General features: G+C 69.5%; 26 protein-coding genes. 20 read left to right on the top strand and 6 right to left on the bottom strand.

Annotated elements, in window-relative coordinates; genetic code table 11:
- Window positions 1-6 precede the first annotated feature (6 nt).
- The gene (locus AB0E69_RS20195; RefSeq protein WP_360147716.1) at window positions 7-330 is read right to left on the bottom strand and encodes a plasmid stabilization protein; all 324 of its coding nucleotides are present in this window, start codon (window positions 328-330) and stop codon (window positions 7-9) included.
- A 29-nt stretch (window positions 331-359) separates the two neighbouring features.
- Window positions 360-503 (bottom strand): GPGG-motif small membrane protein, encoded by a 144-nt coding sequence (locus tag AB0E69_RS20190; protein ID WP_360147713.1) that lies wholly within the window; start codon window positions 501-503, stop codon window positions 360-362.
- Window positions 504-626: 123 nt separating this feature from the next.
- On the opposite strand from AB0E69_RS20190, the gene AB0E69_RS20185 reads away from it, so the two are divergent.
- The 14 genes from AB0E69_RS20185 (at window position 627) to AB0E69_RS20120 (ending at window position 9382) form a co-directional block, all read left to right on the top strand.
- The gene (locus tag AB0E69_RS20185) at window positions 627-1991 is read left to right on the top strand and encodes a cytochrome P450 (RefSeq protein WP_360147710.1); all 1365 of its coding nucleotides are present in this window, start codon (window positions 627-629) and stop codon (window positions 1989-1991) included.
- A gap of 165 nt (window positions 1992-2156) precedes the next feature.
- Window positions 2157-2369, top strand: coding sequence for a DUF6458 family protein (locus AB0E69_RS20180; protein ID WP_360147708.1), 213 nt, complete (start codon window positions 2157-2159; stop codon window positions 2367-2369).
- Between the two features lie 92 nt (window positions 2370-2461).
- Complete coding sequence (locus AB0E69_RS20175) at window positions 2462-3664, top strand: hypothetical protein (protein WP_360147705.1); 1203 nt, start codon at window positions 2462-2464, stop codon at window positions 3662-3664.
- A gap of 6 nt (window positions 3665-3670) precedes the next feature.
- On the top strand, window positions 3671-5077 hold the full coding sequence (locus AB0E69_RS20170; RefSeq protein ID WP_360147702.1) for an SRPBCC family protein: 1407 nt from the start codon (window positions 3671-3673) through the stop codon (window positions 5075-5077).
- Window positions 5078-5108: 31 nt separating this feature from the next.
- Window positions 5109-5552, top strand: coding sequence for a gas vesicle protein GvpJ (gvpJ, locus tag AB0E69_RS20165; RefSeq protein ID WP_360147699.1), 444 nt, complete (start codon window positions 5109-5111; stop codon window positions 5550-5552).
- Window positions 5549-6358 (top strand): GvpL/GvpF family gas vesicle protein, encoded by an 810-nt coding sequence (locus AB0E69_RS20160; protein ID WP_360147696.1) that lies wholly within the window; start codon window positions 5549-5551, stop codon window positions 6356-6358. The genes gvpJ and AB0E69_RS20160 overlap by 4 nt, the downstream gene beginning before the upstream one ends.
- Window positions 6359-6360: 2 nt before the next feature.
- Window positions 6361-6609 (top strand): gas vesicle protein GvpG, encoded by a 249-nt coding sequence (locus AB0E69_RS20155; protein ID WP_360147693.1) that lies wholly within the window; start codon window positions 6361-6363, stop codon window positions 6607-6609.
- A gap of 6 nt (window positions 6610-6615) precedes the next feature.
- Entirely contained in the window at window positions 6616-7098 is a 483-nt protein-coding gene (gene gvpO, locus AB0E69_RS20150; protein WP_360147690.1) for a gas vesicle protein GvpO, read from the top strand.
- 7 nt (window positions 7099-7105) lie between these two features.
- Window positions 7106-7420 carry a gas vesicle protein gene (locus AB0E69_RS20145; protein WP_360147687.1) on the top strand — a complete coding sequence of 105 codons (315 nt, stop codon included), beginning with the start codon at window positions 7106-7108 and terminating at the stop codon, window positions 7418-7420.
- The gene (locus AB0E69_RS20140) at window positions 7413-8177 is read left to right on the top strand and encodes a GvpL/GvpF family gas vesicle protein (protein ID WP_360147684.1); all 765 of its coding nucleotides are present in this window, start codon (window positions 7413-7415) and stop codon (window positions 8175-8177) included. The genes AB0E69_RS20145 and AB0E69_RS20140 overlap by 8 nt, the downstream gene beginning before the upstream one ends.
- Window positions 8174-8377, top strand: a complete 204-nt coding sequence (locus tag AB0E69_RS20135; RefSeq protein ID WP_360147681.1) for a gas vesicle protein — start codon at window positions 8174-8176, stop codon at window positions 8375-8377. The genes AB0E69_RS20140 and AB0E69_RS20135 overlap by 4 nt, the downstream gene beginning before the upstream one ends.
- Window positions 8374-8658: a gas vesicle protein K gene (locus AB0E69_RS20130; protein WP_360147678.1), complete on the top strand. Its 285-nt coding sequence runs from the start codon at window positions 8374-8376 to the stop codon at window positions 8656-8658. Before AB0E69_RS20135 ends, AB0E69_RS20130 begins: the two co-directional genes overlap by 4 nt.
- A 54-nt stretch (window positions 8659-8712) precedes the next feature.
- Window positions 8713-8874: a hypothetical protein gene (locus AB0E69_RS20125; RefSeq protein ID WP_360147675.1), complete on the top strand. Its 162-nt coding sequence runs from the start codon at window positions 8713-8715 to the stop codon at window positions 8872-8874.
- Window positions 8875-8938: 64 nt separating this feature from the next.
- A complete protein-coding gene (locus tag AB0E69_RS20120) occupies window positions 8939-9382 on the top strand; it encodes a MarR family transcriptional regulator (protein ID WP_360147672.1) in 444 nt (147 codons plus the stop codon).
- On the opposite strand, the gene AB0E69_RS20115 is transcribed toward AB0E69_RS20120, so the two are convergent.
- Both AB0E69_RS20115 and AB0E69_RS20110 read right to left on the bottom strand, forming a co-directional pair.
- Window positions 9379-9633, bottom strand: a complete 255-nt coding sequence (locus AB0E69_RS20115; RefSeq protein WP_360147669.1) for a hypothetical protein — start codon at window positions 9631-9633, stop codon at window positions 9379-9381. The genes AB0E69_RS20120 and AB0E69_RS20115 overlap by 4 nt on opposite strands.
- 73 nt (window positions 9634-9706) lie before the next feature.
- Complete coding sequence (locus AB0E69_RS20110) at window positions 9707-11497, bottom strand: thiamine pyrophosphate-requiring protein (protein WP_360147666.1); 1791 nt, start codon at window positions 11495-11497, stop codon at window positions 9707-9709.
- A gap of 147 nt (window positions 11498-11644) precedes the next feature.
- Between AB0E69_RS20110 and AB0E69_RS20105 the strand changes: the two genes are divergently transcribed.
- The 6 genes from AB0E69_RS20105 (at window position 11645) to AB0E69_RS20080 (ending at window position 18714) form a co-directional block, all read left to right on the top strand.
- On the top strand, window positions 11645-13099 hold the full coding sequence (locus AB0E69_RS20105) for a sugar porter family MFS transporter (RefSeq protein WP_360147663.1): 1455 nt from the start codon (window positions 11645-11647) through the stop codon (window positions 13097-13099).
- Between the two features lie 11 nt (window positions 13100-13110).
- Window positions 13111-14100 carry an SDR family oxidoreductase gene (locus tag AB0E69_RS20100; protein WP_360147660.1) on the top strand — a complete coding sequence of 330 codons (990 nt, stop codon included), beginning with the start codon at window positions 13111-13113 and terminating at the stop codon, window positions 14098-14100.
- A 54-nt stretch (window positions 14101-14154) separates the two neighbouring features.
- A complete protein-coding gene (locus AB0E69_RS20095; RefSeq protein WP_360147657.1) occupies window positions 14155-15123 on the top strand; it encodes a TIGR03557 family F420-dependent LLM class oxidoreductase in 969 nt (322 codons plus the stop codon).
- Window positions 15124-15135: 12 nt separating this feature from the next.
- A complete protein-coding gene (locus tag AB0E69_RS20090; RefSeq protein WP_360147654.1) occupies window positions 15136-15579 on the top strand; it encodes an SRPBCC family protein in 444 nt (147 codons plus the stop codon).
- 62 nt (window positions 15580-15641) lie between these two features.
- A complete protein-coding gene (locus AB0E69_RS20085) occupies window positions 15642-16325 on the top strand; it encodes an ANTAR domain-containing protein (RefSeq protein WP_360147651.1) in 684 nt (227 codons plus the stop codon).
- Between the two features lie 223 nt (window positions 16326-16548).
- A complete protein-coding gene (locus tag AB0E69_RS20080) occupies window positions 16549-18714 on the top strand; it encodes a DEAD/DEAH box helicase (RefSeq protein ID WP_360147648.1) in 2166 nt (721 codons plus the stop codon).
- Window positions 18715-18732: 18 nt separating this feature from the next.
- Here AB0E69_RS20080 and AB0E69_RS20075 read toward each other — a convergent pair whose 3' ends face one another.
- Window positions 18733-19341, bottom strand: a complete 609-nt coding sequence (locus tag AB0E69_RS20075; protein ID WP_360147645.1) for a DUF1684 domain-containing protein — start codon at window positions 19339-19341, stop codon at window positions 18733-18735.
- An 11-nt stretch (window positions 19342-19352) separates the two neighbouring features.
- Window positions 19353-20048 (bottom strand): transglycosylase SLT domain-containing protein, encoded by a 696-nt coding sequence (locus AB0E69_RS20070; RefSeq protein WP_360147642.1) that lies wholly within the window; start codon window positions 20046-20048, stop codon window positions 19353-19355.
- Between the last annotated feature and the right edge of the window lie 126 nt (window positions 20049-20174).

The raw sequence follows: 20174 nt of genomic DNA, 5'->3' as shown, positions 1-20174 counted from the left end.
CCCTGCCTAACGGCCGACGGCCTTGGCCAGCTCGGCCTTCGTCATCTTGGACCGGCCCTTGATGCCCTTCTGCTTGGCCTCGTTGTAGAGCTGGTCCTTGGTACGGCCCTGCGAGCCGCTGTGCGAGCGAAGCCCACCCCGCCGGCTGGACGAGATGTCGTGCGTCGAGGTCCGGCTCTTCTCCTTGGACTCACCGGAGCGCGCACGTTCCTTGTTCACCGTACGGGCGGCGATCTCCTCGGCGGTGTCCTCACTGCGACCACGCTTCTTCAGACCCGCTTTGATGTGCTCGTACTGCCGTTCCCGCTTGGGACTCGACCCAGCCGGCATGGTGGTTGCTCCTCTCAACTGGTACCAGGTCAGGTGAAGATGCTCACGCCGCCCGGGCCGACCAGCAGACCGATGATGATCAGCGCGATGCCCCAGATCAGCTGACCGCGGAAGATCGAGAAGATCCCGGCGATCACGAGAATCGCCGCGATGATCCACAGAATGAGACCCATGGTCCTTCCTAACTTGACGGGCCGGGCGAACCCGGCAGTTCCTCCCCGTGCGACGGTCCGGTGCCCGCGCCCAAACTCGCCAAAACCGCGTTTGGGTGCACCCGGTGCGGACACCGGTTCCGCATGCCGCGTGAGTTGCCGATCGCTTCGCCGTTGGATGCCGGGCTGGTGCTACGGGACGTCCTCCTGCCCGTAGTCGCGCAAGGGGCTGTCCTGCGAAGACCACGCGTCGGCACGGTGGCCGAGAAGCTCCGCGCCGACAACCGGGCGCTCCGGCGGGTCCGGCAGCTGCGGCGCAAGTACGGCGACGGACCGGTGCTGATTCAACTACCCGGTCGTACTGTCGCGCTCGTGCTCGCGCCGGACGACGTACTGCGGCTGCTCGCCGAGACGCCCGATCCGTTCGCGGCATCGACCGCCGAGAAGGACGGCGCGCTGCGGCACTTCGAGCCGCACGCGGTGCTGGTGTCGGACCCGCCGCTGCGCGCACCGCGTCGAGAGCTGAACGAGCTCGTGCTCGAGCCGCATCAACCGGTCCACCAGCACGGGCACCGCATGCTCGAGGTCGTTCGCGAAGAGCTCGACACCATGCACGCGACCCTCGGCTGGAACGACTTCCGCGCCATCTGGTCCCGGGTCGTCCGCCGGATCGTCCTCGGCGACGGTGCCCGCGAGGACTCCGAGCTGACCGACCTGCTCGACCAGCTCCGTGCCGACGCGAACTGGGCCGGCTTCCGTCCGCAGCAGGAAATAGTTCGAGCGCGCTTCCTCGCGAAGCTGACGCCGTACGTCGACCACCCGGAGCCCGGCAGTCTCGTCCACGTCCTGCACGAGAATCTGCCCGCCGCGCACGGCGGGATTGATGGTCTCCCCCACGATCTCCCGACTGCCGGGCTGGATCCGGTGGGGCAGGTCCCGCATTGGTTGTTCGCGTTCGACGCGGCGGGAATCGCGCTCTGGCGACTCTTCGCCGTCCTCGGAACGCATCCGGAGGCACTCGAGCCGATCGTTGCCGAGGCCCGGCACCCCGAGGCGTCGCCGCTGCTGGCGCATGCCGGCGCCGCGGTACAGGAGTCGCTTCGGCTGTGGCCGACGACGCTCGTCATCCTGCGTCAGTCCCAGGTCGACACCGAGTGGCGCGGGCGGTTCGCACCGGCGGGTACCGAGTTCGCGATCGTGAGCTCGGTCTTCCACCGCGACGACGAGGCACTCGACTTCGCCGACCGGTTCGAGCCGTCGATCTGGCTGGACGGGAGGTCCGACGGACCGTGGCCGATCATCCCGTTCAGCACCGGGCCGGCCGAGTGCCCGGGGCGCAACGTCGTACTGCTCACGACCAGTGCCGCGGTCAGCCACGTCGCCACGCACTTCGACCTCGACGTCGACCCCGTGACGCGGGCCCGGCTGGCCGACGACCTGCCCGCGACGTTCAACCACGCGACGGTCCGGATCGGCTGCTGGAAGACGGCGCCGCAAACGACCGTATAAATCAAACAATCACATCAAGAATGCAGTGCGTGACCTTACGACCGCGTAGCCGGACCGGCCGGTTCCGTTGTGAATTCGGTGCGGTTTGCCTGGTCAGGGCGCGGGTACCGCGATCAAAAGCACTCTCGGGCCGTTGAATATCCGGCCCAAATCCAGGAGGTCGAAATGGGTATCGGGCTGTCGGTGTTCTTTCTCGCGCTGGGTGGCGTGCTGGCGTTCGCAGTGCACGACGGGATCGCCGGGGTCGATCTGACCGCGGTCGGCTACATCTTGATGGCCGCAGGCGCGATCGGCCTGGCCGTGGCGCTGTTCTTCGCCAACCAGCGGTCGCACACCAGCCACGTGTCCGTCGAGGAACGCCGCAACATCAACGAGTGAGCGCTTTCCGGCGGTAATTCGCCGGTGAAACATCTCGGGGATCCGTCTGCGCACACTGGGGCGTGCGTCACCACAATTGAGGGAGAATTTCCATGAACTCGACCGCGAAAGTCGCGGCCGCGGTCGCCAGCGGTTACCTGCTCGGCCGCACCAAGAAACTCCGGCTGGCGATCACGGTCGGTGGTCTGCTGGCCGGCAAGCGCATCGCCACGGATCCGCGGGGGATCGTCACCCAGCTCAGTGGGCTGGTCGAGCAGAACCCCGAGCTGTCCCGGCTCTCGAAGCAGGTCCGCGGGAAGCTCGTCCAGGCGGGTCGTGAGGCCGCGGTCGCGGCCGCGTCCAACCGCCTGAACAAGGTGAGCGACTCGATCCGTGACCGCACCGACAGGCTCCTGTCCGCCCCCTCGTCCCTCACCAAGGGCAAGCAGGACGACGACGAGTACGAAGACGACGACTACGACGACGCTGACGAGTACGACGACGAGTACGACGACGACGCGGAGGACGAGGACGAGCCGGACGACGGCGGCGACTCCGCGGACGAGTCCGACGAGGAGCCCGTTGACGAGTCGCGTGACGACTCGGCGGGTGACGAGGGTGACGAGGGTCGACGGTCCCGCCGGCCGCGCGGTCGCCGCGGCAGCTCGCGGTCGTCGGGCTCGCGGTCGTCCGGCTCGCGCTCGGGTTCCCGCTCCTCGGGTTCCCGCTCCTCCGGGTCGAGCTCGTCCGGTTCGGGCTCTTCCGGGTCGCGGTCCTCGGGCTCGCGGTCCTCCGGGTCGCGGACGTCGGCTCGGTCCGAACGCTCCGGCCGCACGTCGGCGCGGCGCAGCTCGGGTTCGCAGTCGAGCAGCCGTTCGTCCGGTGGCTCCGACGACTCCAGCTCCTCCAGCGGCTCCGACTCCTCCGGCGGTGCCGGCTCGTCCGGCTCCGGTTCGTCCGGTTCTAGTTCGTCAAGCTCCGGTTCGTCAGGCTCCGGTTCGTCAGGTTCTGGTTCGTCCAGCTCCGGTTCGTCCAGGCGGTCGAGCTCGGCGCGGAAGGCAACGGCGAAGAAGACCGCCCCGGCCAAGAAGACCGCGAGCTCCGCAGCCAAGAAGACGGCTGCCAAGCGGCCGGCGGCCAAGAAGGCCGCCAGCTCGGCCTCGAAGCGGCCGGCGGCGAAGAAGACAGCAGCAAAGAAGACCGCGGCCAAGAAGACGGCTGCGAAGAAGGCCACGGCGAAGAAGACTGCTCCGGCCAAGAAGACGACACGGGCCGCGGCGAAGAAGACCGCTTCGTCGACCCGGAAGCGTGGGTGACCTCCGATGGCTGATCAGCAAATCAGGGAACGCGGCAGGAACCGCGGCAGCAGCAACGGCGAGCGGAACGGCGACGGCAACGGTGAGGGCGGTGGGATGTCCGACCTGCTCTCCTCGATGGTCGACGAACTGCCGCTCGACCGGCTGAAGGCGGAGCTGCAGGACGCACTCTCCGCGGTGGCCGAGCGCGCCATCGATGCCGCCGGCAACAAGGTGTCGGGACTCACCGACCGGCTGACCGACGTCGCGGACGGCGGCAGTCTGCTGGGCGGCAAGGGCGTCAAGGGTTCGATGGTGGCGGGCGCGCTCAAGGGCGGCCTGTCGGGCGTGGCCGAGAAGGCCAAGGACGCCCTCACCGGCGGTGGTGGCGGGGGCGGCAGCAAGCCCGCCAAGGCGACCAAGGCCACGAACATCATCGAGTCGATCGACGTCGGCGTACCGATCGAGGTCGCGTACAACCAGTGGACGGAGTTCGAGGACTTCCCGAGCTTCATGAAGAAGGTCGAGAACGTCGAGCAGCAGGCCGACGAGAAGGTCACCTGGAAGGCGAAGATCGTCTGGTCGCACCGCACCTGGGAGGCGACGATCATCGACCAGGTCCCGCAGGACCGGATCGTCTGGCGCTCGAAGGGCCAGAAGGGGCACGTCGACGGCAGCGTCACGTTCCACGAACTGGCGCCGAACCTGACCCGGATCCTGGTCGTGCTCGAGTACTACCCGCAGGGGATGTTCGAGCGGGTCGGGAACATCTGGCGCGCGCAGGGCCGCCGCGCCCGGCTGGAGCTGAAGCACTTCCGCCGGCACGTGATGACCCGGACCATCCTGCACCCGGACGAGGTCGAGGGCTGGAACGGCGAGATCCACGACTCCCAGGTGACCCGCGGACCGGACGAGGAACCGCCCGGCGACGAGGACCAGTACGACGAGGACCAGCCGGACGACGAGGACGACGACGAGACCGACGAGGGCGAGGCGGACGAGGCGGACGAGGCGGACGAGGCGGACGAGGCGGACGAGGCGGACGATGAGGGCTTCGACGACGAGGCCGATGAGGACGTCGACGAGGCCGACGACGCCTACGACGACGAAGACGCCGGCGTCGAAGACGGCGATGAGCCCGACGACGAGTACGCGGACGACGAGCTGGACGACCAGGCAGACGAGGCGGACGAGTACGACGACGCCGACGAGGACGAGCTGCCCGAGGACGAGTACGACGACGCTGGACCCGAGGACGACGCCGAGGCTGAGGACGAGCCGGAGGACGACGAGGGCGACCTCGACGAGGCGGAGTACGAGGACGAGGAACCCGAGGACGAGGAACCCGAGGACGAGGAACCCGAGGACGAGTACGACGACGAGGAGTACGACGAGGACGAGGAAGACCGGCCGGCCCGCCGACGGGCCAGCTGATCACCACCAACGGAACGGGAGGTAACAGTTCATGACTGTCTCTGCTGTGGGACAGCAGCGCCGCGGCGGTGGGTACCTCGAGCGCCCCGCGCCGAGTGGGCTCGCCGATGTGATCGACAGCATTCTCGACAAGGGCCTCGTCATCGACGCCTACGTCCGGGTCTCGCTGGTCGGCATCGAGCTGCTCACGATCGACGCCCGGATCGTCATCGCCAGCGTCGACACCTACCTGCGGTTCGCCGAGGCGACGAACCGGCTCGACCTGTACGAGCACGGCGGCAAGGACCTGCCCGAGGTCATGCAGGAGCTGCAGCAGGGTGGCGCGCAGGGCCGCACGAAGGGCATCCTCAGCGGCGCGAAGGAAGCGCTGCTCGGGTCGGGCGACGACGACAACGACGAGCAGGAAGAGGAAGAGCGGCCGCGCCGGCGGCCACCGCGCAAGGCTGCCGCTCGCCGCCGGAGGACTGAGGAGTGAGCCCGGCAAGCACCGGCCGACGCCGTCCGTCCGGACGCGAGGCCGACACGGCCGAACAGACTCCTGAGCAGCACGATCTCTGGTACGTCTACGGCATCACGTTCGAGGACGTGAAGGTGCCCGAGGCGCTCGAGGGCCTGGACGACCGCCCGGTAGACCTGATCCGCAGCGGTGGTCTGGCCGCGATCGTCAGCGAGTTCACCGACGGCAAGCGGATCGGCAAGAAGGTGCAGCTGCTGGCGCACAGCCGGGTGCTCGACTCGATCGCGGCCAAGGGCACCGTGCTTCCGCTCCGCTTCGGCACTGTCGTCGCGGACCGGTCGACGCTCGCGAGCCAGGTGCTCGAGCCCGGCGAGGAGCGGTTCACCCAGATGCTCAACGGTCTCAAGGGACGTTCGCAGTACACCCTGCAGGCGCGGTACGACGAGCAGAAGGTGCTCGCCGAGATCGTCCGGGAGGACCCGCAGATCGCGGAGCTGCGGGAGCAGACCCGCGGCGCACCCGAGGACACCACGCTGAACGCCAGGCTCCGGCTCGGCGAGCTCGTCTCGGTGGCGCTGCAGAACAAGCGGGAGAGCGACGTGCCCGCCGTGCTGAAACCTGTCCTCAAGCACGCTGTCGCGCACTCGGTGCGCGACAGCGGGTACGGCGTGGAGCATCTGGTGGACGTCGCGTTGCTGATCGACGACGACCACTGGGACGAGTTCGACCGGGCGGCCGAGGGGGTCGCCCGGGCGCTCGCCGGCCGGGTCCGGCTGAAGTTGCTGGGCCCGACCGCGCCGTACGACTTCGTGGCGGAGCTCTGACCATGGGCCTGTTCCTCGGCTTGCTCACCGCGCCGCTGGCGCCGCTGCGCGCGACGGTCGCGATCGCCGCGCAGATCCGGCAGCAGGCGATCCGGGAGTACTACGACCCGGGTCGCATCCGGTATCAGCTCGACGAGATCGACCGCTTGCGCTCGGCCGGCGTACTCGACGAGGCCACCGCGGAGGAACTCGAGGACGAGCTCCTCGAGCGCCTCCTCGAGGGCCAGACGCTGACCGAAGGACCTGGGTGATCGCAGATGGCAACGCCACGGAAGACCACGTCGCCGCGGAAGACCGCGGCGAGCACCCCGCGCAAGCGGGCCCCGAGTGCTGCCAAGAAGGCCACTACGAAGGCCACTACGAAGGCCACTGCCGCCAAGAGCAGCACAGCCAGGAAGACCACCACCGCCAAGACCAGCGCGGCCAAGAAGACGGCAGCCGACCAGACCAGTGCGCCCGAGGAGAACAGTGTGGCCGGCAAGTCGGTGCCGATGCGGCAGGTGGTGCTGCAGGCGGCTTCCGAGCTGCGAGACCTGATCGGGCGCCAGCCCGAGGGCGTCGTCGCAGTGGAGCATCTCGACGACGGCCACTGGAAGGTCCAGATCGAGGTGATCGAGTCGCACCGGATCCCGGAGACGACGGACATCCTCGCGGTCTACGAGCTGACCGCCGACAGCGACGGCGCGCTGCTGTCGTACCGGCGGATGAGCCGGTACGTCCGCGGCAAGTTCGAGGAGTGAACCGGCCATGACGAGCATCGACCGACAACCCCTCCCCGGCTACGGGCTGTCCAGTACCCGGCCGCAGGGCGAGAGCCTCGCCGACCTGCTCGAGCGGGTGCTCGACAAGGGCATCGTGATCGCCGGCGACATCCGGGTGAACCTCCTCGAGATCGAGCTGCTGACGATCAAGATCCGGCTGCTCGTGGTCTCGGTGGACAAGGCGATGGAGATGGGCATCGACTGGTGGACCCGCGACCCGATGCTGTCCAGCTCGGCGGAACAGCGGGAGCTCGAGCAGCTGCGGAAGCGGGTCGAGGAGCTGGAGGCCGAGCATGAGTGAGCGCGGCTCCTACATCTACGCCGCGAGCCGCCACGTCGAGGATCTCGAAGGACTGACCGGGCTTCGGGGCGCACCGCTGCGGGCCGTGCGGGACCGCGAGCTGGCCGCGATCGTGAGCACGGTCGAGCTGGACGAGTTCGGTGAGGACCCGCTGCGGCAGCATCTCGAGGATCTCGACTGGCTGGAAGAAGTCGCCCGCGGGCACGATCAGGTCGTGCGGACGATCTGGTCCCTGACCGGCGCCGTCGCGCCCTTCCGGCTCGCCACGATCTGCCTCAACGACGAGGCGGTCGAGGCGCGGTTGACCGCGCAGTACGACGGGTTGATGGAAGCGCTGAGCCGGGTCGAAGGGCGGGGCGAGTGGTCGGTGAAGGCGTTCCTGACCCAAGCAGCACCGATCACGACCGTTGCCTCTGCCAACGGCTCGGCCGGGAGCGGTACGGCGTACCTGGCGCGGCGGCGGCAGGAGATCGCCGGTCAGCAAAAGGCGGCGGAAGACGCGGAAGCGCTCGCCGAAGAGCTGCATCGCCAGCTCGCCGCTGCCGCGGATGCCTGCCGGAGGCTGCCGGCACAGGACCGGCGGCTCAGTGGGCACGCGGAGCCGATGGTGCTGAACGGTGCGTACCTCGTCGCCGACCAGGACGCGGAGCTGTTCCGCTCGGCCGTCGACGAGCTCGGCGTACGGCGTCCCTCGGTGCGGCTGCAGGTGGACGGGCCATGGCCGCCGTACTCGTTCACCTCGCTGGAGCCGGCATGACGGTTGGCACCGAGCTGCGCGGAGACGTGCGAACCGGACCGCAGCCGGTCGCGCTGGTCGACCTGCTCGACCGGCTGCTCGGCAGCGGGGTCGTGATCGCGGGCGACGTGATCATCTCGCTCGCGAACGTGGAGCTGATCCACATCCAGCTGGCCGCCCTCATCCATACCGTGACCGAGGAGCTGGAGACGCTGCGATGACTCGTTGCCTGCCCCAACGGATCGAGACCGATGCGGAGAGTGTCGAGCGGGACCTGTTCAAGCTGGTGCTGACGATCGTGGAGCTGGTCCGGCAGCTGATGGAACGTCAGGCGCTGCGCCGGATCGACGCCGGCGGGCTCGCGGACGATCAGGTCGAGGAGCTGGGGCTCGGCCTGATGCGGCTGGAGGAGGCCGTGACGTCCCTCCGGGAGCGGTTCGACCTGCAGCCGGAGGACCTGAACCTCGATCTCGGCCCGCTGGGTCCGCTGCTCGGGGACTGAGCCGGCGCTGGGGTGGGCACCGGGGGTACGACATTCCTCGTTGAGGAGGTTGAGATGAGTACTACGCCGATGCCGCCCGTCCCGCCGCTGCCGGACCCGACCGATCCGGACCGCCCGTTCCCCGGGCGCGATCCTGATCCGACCGTGAACCCGGACCCGGACCCGGAGCCGCAACCCGACGAGGACCCGGACGAGCAGCTCCCCCGCGACAACTAGACAGGTAGACCAGGTAGGCAACTGTTGTCGAGGCGCAAGTGATGGTTGCTGTTAGGGTGCGGAGATGGTGGCAGGGGGTGGGCTCGATCAGTCCGCGGCGGTTGAAGAGCTGTCGCTCGCAATGGTCGAGGTGACCCTCAAGGCACTCTCCGCATCCCGGCAACCCTCGGTCCTGCAGACGCGGGTCCTGCTCGCGATCGATCGCCACGGCCCGGTGAACCTGGGCGAGCTGGCCACGCTCCTCGACCTCTCGCTCCCGTCGGCCAGCCGGCTCGTCACCCGGCTCGTCGACGAGCGGCTGATCCTGCGCCGGGTGCCGGCGCACGACCGCCGGATCCTTCAGCTGACGCTCTCCGCACGCGGCCGGACGACGCTCGCCCGCCTCCGCACGGCCCGCCGCCGGGAGTTGGAGAGCGTCCTCGCGCAGATGTCCGGACCGGACCGCGCAGCCCTGGTCCGCGGCCTCACCAGCTTCGCCGGAGCCGCCGACGAACTCCAGCGTCCCTAGCTCTGGTGCTGCTCCTCGTCGTCCGGCTTGCTCACTTGACCCAGGTCGATGCGGCGGGTGCGCACCAGGTAAAAGGTGCCTGCGGCAACAATCGCGGCGACGACCACGGCCGCCACCACCACCCAGATCGCGCCGTTGTAGTCGTCCGGACTGGAGTTCGCCGACCCCGGCGGATTAGGACTCGGCGACGACACCGCCAGCGCCGGACTCGCGCCGGCCGCGAGCCAGGCGAGCCCCAGCGTCGCGACCACGAGACACAACCCTTTCCTGGTCATGCACTTCCGGTTCCCGGACCGCCAACCAGCAAACGCCTGCCACAGGTGACTAGTCCTTCGTGCCGGGGAGGAACTCCTGGACCTTCGACTTCACGCCTTCCTTGATCATGCCGACGCGGTCGGTGTCGCCGCGGACGATCGACTCCAGCGCGTTCTCGATCTGGTCCCAGCTCGCGTGCGGCGGGATCGGCGGTACGGCGGGATCGGTCCGGAACTCGACCACGCACGGCCGGTCCGCGGCCAGCGCCTCCTCCCAGGCCGGTACGACCTCCTCCGGCTTCTCGGCCGTGATGCCGTGCAGCCCGATCAACCGCGCGAAGCCGGCGTACGGGAAGTCCGGCAGCTCCTGTGACGGCAGGAACTGCGGCGACCCGCCCAGCGCCCGGAGCTCCCAGGTCACCTGGTTGAGGTCGTTGTTGTGCAGGACCGCGACCACCAGCCGCGGATCCGCCCACTCCTGCCAGTACTTCGCGATCGTGATCAGTTCGTTGATCCCGTTCATCTGCATCGCGCCGTCGCCGACGAGCGCGATGCCCGGCCGGTCCGGCAGCCCGAACTTCGCGCCGATCAGATACGGAACCCCGGGCCCCATCGTCGCCAGCGTTCCGGACAGCGATCCCCGGATGTCGTCGCGGATCCGGATGTGCCGCGCGTACCAGTTCGCCGCCGACCCCGAGTCCGCGGCGAGGATCGCGTTCGACGGGATCCGCGGCGACAGCTCGTGGAACACCAGCTCCGGGTTGATCGGATCGGCCGACGTGTAGGCCCGGCGCTGCATGACCTCCCACCAGCGAGCCACGTTCGCCTCGATGCCCTCCCGCCAGGACCGGTCGCTCTTCGTCTCCACCAGCGGCAACAGCTCCCGCAGGGTCGCGGCCGCATCCCCGACCAGGTTGACCTCGAACGGGTACCGCATCCCGACCAGCGTCGGGTCGACATCGATCTGGATCGCCCGCGCCTGGTCAAAGGCCGGAAGGAACTGCGTATAGGGGAAGTTCGACCCGACCACCAGCAAGGTGTCGCAGTCCATCATCAGCTCGTACGACGGCCGTGTGCCGAGCAGGCCGATCGACCCGGTGACCCACGGCAGCTCGTCCGGCAGCACGTCCTTGCCCAGCAGGGCTTTCGCGACTCCCGCCCCGGTCGCCTCCGCCAGCCGGGTGATCTCGTCGACTGCTCCCCTGGCGCCCTGGCCGACCAGGATCGCGACCTTCGAGCCCGCATTCAGGATCTCCGCCGCGCGCTCCAGCTGGTCAGCGGCGGGTACCGGGGCCGACCAGGTCAGGTCGAGGCTCGAGGGCACCATCTTGAAGGCGTGCGACGGTGGCGTGTACTCGAGCTCCTGCAGGTCCGACGGGATGATCAGCGCGGTCACGGTACGGCGGGATGCGGCGATCCGCATCGCCCGGTCCAGCACGTTCGGCAGCTGCTCGGGGACCATGACCGTCTCGCAGTACTCGGAGGCCACGTCCTTGTAGAGCGTGTGCAGATCCACCTCTTGCTGGTAGTTCCCGCCCATCGCACTGCGGGCCGTCTGCCCCACGATCGCCACCACCGGCACGTGGTCGAGCTTCGCGTCGTACAGCCCGTTCAGCAGGTGGATCGCGCCCGGTCCGCTGGTCGCCGTACAGACTCCGACCCGGCCGGTGAACTTCGCGTACCCGACCGCCTCGAACGCGGCCATCTCCTCGTGCCGCGCCTGCACGAACCTCGGCTGGTTCTCCGCCTTCTCCCAGGCGGACAGCAGCCCGTTGATCCCGTCCCCGGCGTACCCGAAGACATGGTCGACACCCCACTCCCGCAGCCGCTGCAGCAGGTAGTCGGCAACTGTCGTGCTCATATCCGCTCCTCCGGACCGCGCGGCTGGGTGCCGCCGCCCGGTACCCGGCGGTCCCGGCGGCAAACGGTTGTCGTCTGACAACCACTGTGGTTTCGACCGGCGCTGGATGGTCACCGGTGCGGGAAACCGCTCGACGAAGGAGGCACGGTGGCGACGCATCCAGATTCGGCCACTGATGTGCTGGAACACCTCGACAACCGGGTCCCGACCTCGTTCTACTGGTCGCTCACGCTGCTCGCGACCGTCGGTGGGTTCCTGTTCGGGTACGACACCGCCAACATCGGCTCGGTCGTCAACTTCCTGCCGTACGACCTCGGCTCGCTCGCCCTCGGCTACCTCGTCGCCGGCGCCTCGATCGGCGCCGCGGTCGGCGCGCTGGCCGCCGGCCCGCTGTCCGACAAGCTCGGGCGCAAGTCCCTGCTCGTCGTCGACGCCGCGATCTACGCCGCCGGTGCCCTGCTGTCCGCGTTCGCCTGGGACGCCTGGGTCCTGCTCTTCGCCCGCACCCTGATCGGCCTCGCGATCGGCGCCGACTCGGCCATCGCCACGGCATACATCGCGGAGTACGCGCCCAAGGCCCGTCGCGGCGCCCTCGGCATCCTCCAGCAGTGGATGATCACCGTCGGCATCCTGGTCTCCTACCTGATCGCCCTCGCCGTCCTGATCCCGCTCCCCGACCACGCGAAGTCCTTCGACTGGCGCTTCCTGCTCGGCCTCGGCGCAGTACCCGCCCTCTTCGCCCTGGTACTGCGCACCCGGATGCCGGAGTCGCCGCGCTGGCTGATGCGCCAGGGCCGGTACGACGACACGCACGACGCGCTGGCCAAGCTCGGCGTCGAGGTCAGCGCCCAGGACATCGAGCGCAGCGCCGGCATCGTCGACGAGCAGGAACGCAAGGCCGGCCGGACCAAGACGCTCTGGACCCGCGGGGTGAAACGCGCGCTGATCGTGGTCTCGGTGTTCTTCGTCTTCCAGCAGATCACCGGCATCAACCTGACCTTCTACTACGGCCCGAAGCTGATGGAGCCGTACCTGAAGACCGGCGACGACGACGTCAAGGCAGCGATCGCGGCCGTCGCGGTGACCGCCGTGATGAGCGCGGTGAACGTGATCGCCACCTTCTTCGCGTTCCGGTTCATCGACAAGGTCGGCCGCCGCAAGCTCGCCCTCGGCGGGTACGCCGTGATGGCCGTGGCGATGCTGATCGCGGCCGCCGGCGTCGCGTTCACCGACGGGATCACCCGGGTCGTGCTGATCCTGATCGGGCTCGACCTGTTCATCGCCGCGTTCGCGATCGGCGTCGGCGGGACCGGCTGGCTGATCCAGGGCGAGTACTTCCCGACCGCGGTCCGCGGCCGCGCCGCCGCGATCGCCGCCTCCGCCGACTGGATCGCGAACTTCGCGCTGATCCTGCTGGTGCCGACGATGATCGACGGCTTCGGCCTGGCCTGGCTGATGGTCCTGTTCGCGGTGCTCTCGGTGGCCGCGCTGGTCTTCGTCTTCGCGTTCATCCCGGAGACCAAGGGGCTCTCGGTCGAGGAGATCACCCAGATCTTCGAGCAGCAAGCCGCCAGAAGTGAACCAGAAGCGAGCCAGAAGTGAAGGAGTCAGCCGTGGGACAAGTTGTCGTCGTCACCGGAGCCAGCGCCGGGATCGGCCGGGCCAGCGCCATCGCGTTCGCCCGGCGGGGCGCGAAGGTCGCCCTGCTGGCTCGCGGCGAGACCGGGCTGGACGCCGCCGCGCGCGACGTCGAGGAAGCCGGCGGTACGGCGCTGCCGATCGAGGTCGACGTCGCCGACTACGACCAGGTCGAGGAAGCCGCCGGCCGGGTCGAGAAGGAGCTCGGCCCGATCGACACCTGGGTCAATGTCGCGTTCAGCTCGGTGTTCGCGCCGTTCACCGAGATCGAGCCCAGCGAGTTCAAGCGGACGACCGAGGTCACGTACCTGGGCTACGTCTACGGCACGCGCGCCGCGCTGGACCGGATGACGCCCCGCGACCACGGCACGATCGTGCAGGTCGGGTCGGCGCTGGCGTACCGCGGGATCCCGCTGCAATCGGCGTACTGCGGGGCGAAGCACGCAATCCAGGGCTTCCACGAGTCGGTGCGCTGCGAGCTCCTGCACGACAAGTCGAACGTGCACGTGACGATGGTGCAGATGCCGGCCGTGAACACGCCTCAGTTCTCCTGGGTCCTGTCCCGGCTCCCGAAGCATCCGCAGCCGGTGCCACCGATCTACCAGCCCGAGGTCGCGGCCGACGCGGTGGTGTACGCCGCCGACCACCCGGAGCGCCGTGAGTACTGGGTCGGTGGCTCGACGGCCGGCACCCTGATCGCGGACAAGCTCGCTCCGGGCCTCCTCGACCGCTACCTGGCCAAGACCGGCTTCAAGTCCCAGCAGTCCGACCAGCCGAAGGAGAAGGCCCACAACCTCTGGCACCCGGCCGACGAGACCGAGGACTACACCGCGCACGGCGTCTTCGACGATCGCGCAACCACCCGCAGCTACCAGGTCTGGGCCTCTCGGCACCGCGGAATCGTGGGCGGCCTCGCCGCGGCGGCCACTGCGGCGTTGGTGGTCGGCCGCGCACTCAGCCGATGAATGGGACTGACGACTTCGGGCACCCGGACAAGGACTGACTGATCGGAGATTCAGGTGCAGATCGGATACTTCCTCTCCTGCGAGGAGTACACCCCCGCCGAGCTGATCGAGCAGGCCCGCCTGGCCGAGGAGGCCGGGTTCGAGAGCCTGTGGATCAGCGACCACTTCCACCCGTGGAACGACGCCCAGGGACAGAGTGCGTTCGTCTGGTCGGCGATCGGGGCGATCTCGCAGGTCTGCGAGCTGCCGGTGACGACGGCGGTGACCTGCCCGACGGTGCGGATCCACCCGGCCGTGATCGCCCAGGCCGCCGCGACCAGCGCCGTACTCCTGAACGGTCGGTTCCGGCTCGGGATCGGGACCGGTGAGGCGCTCAACGAGCACGTGCTGGGCTCGGTCTGGCCGACGGTCGATGTCCGGCTGGAGATGCTCGAGGAGGCCGTCGAGGTGATGCGCCGGCTGTGGACCGAGGACGGGTTCGTCAGCCACCACGGCAAGCACTACACGGTCGACACCGCGCGGATCTACACCAAGCCGACCGAACCGCTGCCGATCTACATGTCCGGCTTCGGCCCGGAGGCCACGGATGTCGCGGCCCGGATCGCGGACGGGTATATCACCACGACGCCGGACAAGGAGCTGCTGCAGCGGTTCCGGGACAACGGCGGCGGGTCGAAGCCGGCGCAGGTCGGGTTCAAGGTCAGCTACGCGCCGACCGAGGACGAAGGGGTCGAGCAGGCGCACCGGATCTGGGGAAACTCGGGTCTTCCGGGTGAGCTGTCCCAGGTGCTGCCGTCACCACGGCACTTCGAGCAGGCGACCCAGCTGGTGACCAAGGAGGCGACGGCATCGTCGGTCACCGCGGGACCGGACGCCGAGGCCCACGTCAAGGCGTTCGCGCCGTACGTCGAGGCCGGGTTCGACGAGATCTACGTCGCGAACATGGGCCCGTACGCGGTGGACATGATGAACCTCTACCGCACCGAGGTCCTCCCCGAGCTCCGCCGTACGAATCCCGCGTAAGGAGTCCTGATCATGGGTGACCACGAAGCCTGGACCACGGTCGACGTCGCGCCGAACATCGTCTACGACCGGCTGTCGGACCTCGAGCGGCTGCCGGAGTACCTGCCCTGGCTGACCGAGCTGCACCGGACCGAGGCACGTCCGGTCGAGGCGCAGGGACCCGAGGCGCGGCTGCCGCACCAGGCGCTGCACGAGGAGGTCGAGGTCGCAGCGGGCGACGACCATCAGGAGGGCTGGATCGACGTCGTGGACGAGGACCGGGTACTGCGCTGGGGCGCCGCCGGACCGCACGACTACCAGGGCGAGCTCTCCGTCGACTTCGTCGCGGACGGTACGTCGAAGCTCACCGTCCGCGTGCACACGAGCCGTGAAGCCGACGTCGACGCCGAGCTCGAGCGGACGCTCGCCGAGATCAAGACGACCCTCGAACGCGACGCCACCGGTTCCGGCGCGTGACGTTCGCGATCGGTAACCCGCGGGGGGCATGACCCGCAGTCGACCGGGTACCGGACGCGATCATGAGCCGAGCCGCCATTCTGGCCAGGTTGATCGAGGTGAGCACCGCCTTACCCGCGCTGCACCGTCTCGGTCGGCTGGGCACCGCCTGCCGGGAACTCCTGGCCGCCGACGGCGCGTCGATCACCGTCGACGCCTCCCCGGCGAACCGGGTGACGATCGCGGCGACCGACCCGATGGCGGCCCGCCTCGAGGACCTGGAGAACGTGCTCGGGGAAGGTCCCTGCCACCTGGCCTACGAAGCCGCCGAGCCGGTCGCGGTCCAGCTCGACAGCGAGCTGGACATGCGCTGGCCCGAGTTCGCCCGGTGCGCGCTCGAGGCGGTCGGACCGGTCACGATCCGCTGCTTCCCGATCCATCCGGCGGGACGGCCGTTCGGCGTACTGAGCTCGTACGTCTCGGACGGCCGGGCGCTCGCCGAGGGTGTCCCGGGCGCGCAGTTCCTGGCGGACGCGCTCGGCGTCACCCTGCTCCGCGACCTGCCGGCCGTCGACCGGCCCAACATGCACGACGCGTGGTCGCCCCAGGGCGTCGTCGACCTGGCGACCGGGATGGTCGCCGACCAGCTCGAGGTGACCACCGACGACGCGCTGGCCCTGCTCCGGGCCCGCGCGTACGCCAGTGACAAACCCCTCACGACGGTCGCCGACTACGTGGTCGCCCGGCGGCTGCACTTCGATTCCTGAACCGAACGGGGTCCGGGGGCGGCGATGACCGGGGGTCGGGGGTAAGATCGGCTACTGATCGCGCACACAGGAGCGGTGAATTCTGAGCCGCGTTCCTGGGGAACCCTCTGGACGGCTCCGCGTGACGCCAGCGTCCGTATCGGATGAGCGTCGACGGGTCGGTCGGTCCTCGCGCGGCGTTGCGTTCCGTCACGGCTCCGGCCGTGGCACGACACAGGAGGAAATGTTGGCCCGACGAGGTCAGCGCCAGCCAAGCGCTACCCGTTCCACTGCCGCACCGCGGCGGCGGCGCCGTGTCCGTGAGGGCGAGTCCGACGGCCTGATCCAGGTCCTGGCCCAGGCCGTCCGCGAGGTCGAGTCCGCCGTCACCCGGGGTGCGATCAAGCCGTCGACCCGGACGAAGTTCCAGGTCGTCGGCCTGCTGGTCCGCGAGGAGCGGGCCCGGGTCAACGGTGCCGAGTCCGCCACCGAGGCCTTCCGGGCCGAGCAGCTGCGCCGGCTGGACGGGATCGCGACGATCCTGGCCAAGACCGCCGCGCTGGAGCCGTCGCTGCTCGGGCTGCTGGCCGAGGACGCGGTGATCTCCGAGGCCGCCGCCGCCCTCCGCCGGCAGATGCTGGAGGAGGCCGGGATGGAGGTCCCGGAGGAGCCCGAGCCGGCCGCACCGGTGGCTCCGCCGGAGACCAGCACCCGGCGGGTCGTGCCACAGGCCGTGGTGGCCCGCCAGCTGGCCAACCCGTTCCTCGCACCCGACTTCTCGGCCGCGCCCTCCGGCCCGCCCCGGCCCGGGCGGCTCGCCGGCTGGGAGCTGATCGGGCCGCTGCTCAGGTCCTTCGAGCACGCCTCGGCCACCTCGAGCATGAGCCTGCCCGACCCGGCCGCGCTGAGCATGACCGGCGCGGTCAGCCTGGACGCGCTGCGGCTCCGCGGTCTCGAGCTGATGCCGCACCAGGCCCGGATGATCGCCGCCGCGGCGTCCGGCCACCGGACGTTCCTGCTCGCCGACGAGCCTGGTCTCGGCAAGACGGCTCAGGCGCTGCTGGCCGCTCAGGCGGCGAACGCCTATCCCCTGCTCGCCGTCGTACCCAACGTCGTCAAGACGAACTGGGCGCGCGAGGCCGGCCTGTGGACTCCGCGCCGGACGCCGACCGTCATCCACGGTGACGGCGACAGCATCGACGGCTTCGCGGACATCGTCGTGGTGAACTACGAGATCCTCGACCGGCACGTCGGCTGGCTCGGCGAGCTCGGCTTCCGCGGCATGGTCGTGGACGAGGCGCACTTCATCAAGAACAAGAAGTCGCAGCGCTCCCGGAACGTGCTCGAGCTGTCCGAGCGGCTCCGGGCCCGGAGCACCAGGCCGCTGCTGATGGCGCTCACCGGGACACCGCTGATCAACTCGATCGAGGACTTCACCGCGATCTGGGAGTACCTCGGCTGGATCGACGAGAAGGGCCCGCGGGCGGCGCTGATGGAGTCGCTCGAGGAGACCGAGCTCACCCCGGCCGACCCCGGGTTCGCCGCGGCGGCCCGGGCCCGGGTGATCGACATGGGCATCGTCCGCCGGCGCAAGGTGGACGTGGCCGCGGACATCCCGGCCCGGCGGATCGCCGACCTGCCGGTCGAGCTGGACGGCGCTGTCGGGCGCTCGATCCGCGCGGCCGAGCGGGAGCTCGCCGACCGGCTGGTCGCGCGCTACCGGACCGCGCTGGAGACCCGGCGTTCGGGCGTCACCGTCGACGGCATCGACCACGAGCTCGTCCGGCAGGTGGCCGGCTGGGAGCGGACCGAGATGGCCGCCAAGAAGACCGGGGAGAACGTGTTCAGCCTGTTCCGCCGGATCGGCCAGGCGAAGGCCGGGCTGGCCGCCGACTACGCGGCCCAGCTCGCGCAGAACGTCGGCAAGGTGGTCTTCTTCGCCCGGCACATCGAGGTGATGGACACCGCCGAGGAGCTGTTCGCCGAGCGCGGCATCAAGTACTCCTCGATCCGCGGCGACCAGACCACCCGGACCCGGCAGAAGAACATCGATGCCTTCGTCAACGATCCCGAGGTCTCGATCGTGGTCTGCTCGCTGCTCACCGCGGGCGTCGGCATCAACCTCCAGGTGGCGTCGAACGTCGTGCTCGCCGAGCTGTCCTGGACCAACGCCGAGCAGACCCAGGCGATCGACCGGGTGCACCGGATCGGTCAGGACGAGCCGGTCACCGCGTGGCGGATCATCGCCGCGCAGACCATCGACACCCGGGTCGCGGACCTGATCGACGCCAAGGCCGGCCTGGCCGCCAAGGCCCTCGACGGCTCCGACGAAGAGGTCGGCTCGTCGTCGGACTTCCAGCTCGAGGCGCTCGCCGCCCTGCTCACCCGCGCCCTCGAGGCATCAGCCTGACCCCTTCCCGTCGGCGTGCTAGTGAGCTGAGGTCAGCTCCCCCACCGGCAGCTCGACCGCGAGACGGTTGGTTGCCGGTGCGAGGGGGCAGGTCCACGCCGGGTTGTAGGCGCAGGACGGGTTGTAGGCGAAGTTGAGGTCGACGACGAGGTGGCCCGCACGGAGGTCGCCGCCGAGGTCGGCACCTTTGACGGTGTCGATCAGGTAGCGGCCACCGCCGTACGTCGACCTGCCGGCGAGGGCGTCCTTGAGCGGGACGAACAGGCCGCCGCCGTACGACTCGAGCCACCACACGTCCAGGTCGCCGACGTCGGGCAGGTGCAGGACGCCGACCCGGGAGAACGGGATCACGCCGTCGGTCGCGGAGGTGAACTCCCACTCGTGCGGCTTGACGTCCGTGTCGATCTCGGCCTCGAAGCGCAGCTCCGGGCGGTACGCACCGATGGCGGCGCCGCCGTACGACGCGCGCTCGTCCTCGAGCACCGGCGAGGCCGGGTGGTGGAGCAGCAGGTCGTCGCGGCCCTCCCGCCACAGCGCGTGTGCCGCGGCCGGATCCGACTCTGCGCGAACCTTGCCGTACAGCTTGAAGACTCGGCGCCGCCAGTCGGCGACCTCCAGTGCGGTCACGTCTACTCCCATCAGCTGCCGACGGCTTCGCCGGCTTTGGTCCAGTTGTCGTGCAACCGGTCGAGGTACGACTGCGCCTGCGACCCGGCCTTGGTGCCGCGGGCGAACTTCCGCATGTTGCCACCGCCGGCGTTGTAGCCGAGGGCAAGCAATTCGTCCTTCGTGTAGAGCTTGGCGCGCTGGTCCGGGATCCGCTTGGCCAGGTCGTGCAGATGCCAGGCGGCCGCCTCGATCGCCAGCTCGGGGTTGTCCGGCAGCTCCTCCCACTTGCGCTTCGCGAAGGCGCGGCCACGCTTGGTGTCGTCGAAGGCGGGCTTGTGCATGTTCGCGATCCCGAACGCCGGGTTCGAGTCGACCGCGGCCCATTGCCGCTCGAACTTCGGGTCGTGCGGCTTGTAGGCCTCGTTGTACAAGATTGCCATCAGCAACTGCGGGTTGATCCCGGCCGACTTCGCGGAGCGACGGACCTGCGGCGCGAAGTGCGCGGGGTCGTAGTCGTCGTACCAAGCCTTGGGTGTGGCCGTCGGCTTCGGCTTGGGCGCGGTGGTGGTTGTAGCGGTGGTTTGCGGCTTCGCCGTCGGCAAGGTGTCGTCCTTGGAGCAGGCAGCCCAGGTCGCCACGACCAGTGCCCCGATCACCAGCCATGCGCCTCGCTTCGCCACCCGCACCCCTTCAACATAGTCAGTCGCGATCAGAAACCAACTCATTCTCGGCTGGTACGGCGACTGTGACCGGACCGACACGGGGAAGCACGGCCTAGCCGTACGGCGAACCTCCGGCTAGCCGCAGAACGCAAGTTCGGCCGCAATCGCGCTACAGCCGCGTGAAACCGG

This window comes from Kribbella sp. NPDC026611, assembly GCF_040638345.1.
Classification (GTDB): Bacteria; Actinomycetota; Actinomycetes; order Propionibacteriales; family Kribbellaceae; genus Kribbella.
Note: the sequence above shows the minus strand (reverse complement) of the source record. Positions and strands in the feature narration are given on the sequence as shown.

Bases quoted from the DNA above. Each gene is read 5' to 3' on its own strand.
- AB0E69_RS20195 (WP_360147716.1), bottom strand. From the start codon at position 330: ATGCCGGCTGGGTCGAGTCCCAAGCGGGAACGGCAGTACGAGCACATC.
- AB0E69_RS20190 (WP_360147713.1), bottom strand. From the start codon at position 503: ATGGGTCTCATTCTGTGGATCATCGCGGCGATTCTCGTGATCGCCGGG.
- AB0E69_RS20185 (WP_360147710.1), top strand. From the start codon at position 627: ATGCCGCGTGAGTTGCCGATCGCTTCGCCGTTGGATGCCGGGCTGGTG.
- AB0E69_RS20180 (WP_360147708.1), top strand. From the start codon at position 2,157: ATGGGTATCGGGCTGTCGGTGTTCTTTCTCGCGCTGGGTGGCGTGCTG.
- AB0E69_RS20175 (WP_360147705.1), top strand. From the start codon at position 2,462: ATGAACTCGACCGCGAAAGTCGCGGCCGCGGTCGCCAGCGGTTACCTG.
- AB0E69_RS20170 (WP_360147702.1), top strand. From the start codon at position 3,671: ATGGCTGATCAGCAAATCAGGGAACGCGGCAGGAACCGCGGCAGCAGC.
- gvpJ (WP_360147699.1), top strand. From the start codon at position 5,109: ATGACTGTCTCTGCTGTGGGACAGCAGCGCCGCGGCGGTGGGTACCTC.
- AB0E69_RS20155 (WP_360147693.1), top strand. From the start codon at position 6,361: ATGGGCCTGTTCCTCGGCTTGCTCACCGCGCCGCTGGCGCCGCTGCGC.
- gvpO (WP_360147690.1), top strand. From the start codon at position 6,616: ATGGCAACGCCACGGAAGACCACGTCGCCGCGGAAGACCGCGGCGAGC.
- AB0E69_RS20145 (WP_360147687.1), top strand. From the start codon at position 7,106: ATGACGAGCATCGACCGACAACCCCTCCCCGGCTACGGGCTGTCCAGT.
- AB0E69_RS20140 (WP_360147684.1), top strand. From the start codon at position 7,413: ATGAGTGAGCGCGGCTCCTACATCTACGCCGCGAGCCGCCACGTCGAG.
- AB0E69_RS20135 (WP_360147681.1), top strand. From the start codon at position 8,174: ATGACGGTTGGCACCGAGCTGCGCGGAGACGTGCGAACCGGACCGCAG.
- AB0E69_RS20130 (WP_360147678.1), top strand. From the start codon at position 8,374: ATGACTCGTTGCCTGCCCCAACGGATCGAGACCGATGCGGAGAGTGTC.
- AB0E69_RS20125 (WP_360147675.1), top strand. From the start codon at position 8,713: ATGAGTACTACGCCGATGCCGCCCGTCCCGCCGCTGCCGGACCCGACC.
- AB0E69_RS20120 (WP_360147672.1), top strand. From the start codon at position 8,939: ATGGTGGCAGGGGGTGGGCTCGATCAGTCCGCGGCGGTTGAAGAGCTG.
- AB0E69_RS20110 (WP_360147666.1), bottom strand. From the start codon at position 11,497: ATGAGCACGACAGTTGCCGACTACCTGCTGCAGCGGCTGCGGGAGTGG.
- AB0E69_RS20090 (WP_360147654.1), top strand. From the start codon at position 15,136: ATGGGTGACCACGAAGCCTGGACCACGGTCGACGTCGCGCCGAACATC.
- AB0E69_RS20085 (WP_360147651.1), top strand. From the start codon at position 15,642: ATGAGCCGAGCCGCCATTCTGGCCAGGTTGATCGAGGTGAGCACCGCC.
- AB0E69_RS20080 (WP_360147648.1), top strand. From the start codon at position 16,549: ATGTTGGCCCGACGAGGTCAGCGCCAGCCAAGCGCTACCCGTTCCACT.
- AB0E69_RS20070 (WP_360147642.1), bottom strand. From the start codon at position 20,048: ATGAGTTGGTTTCTGATCGCGACTGACTATGTTGAAGGGGTGCGGGTG.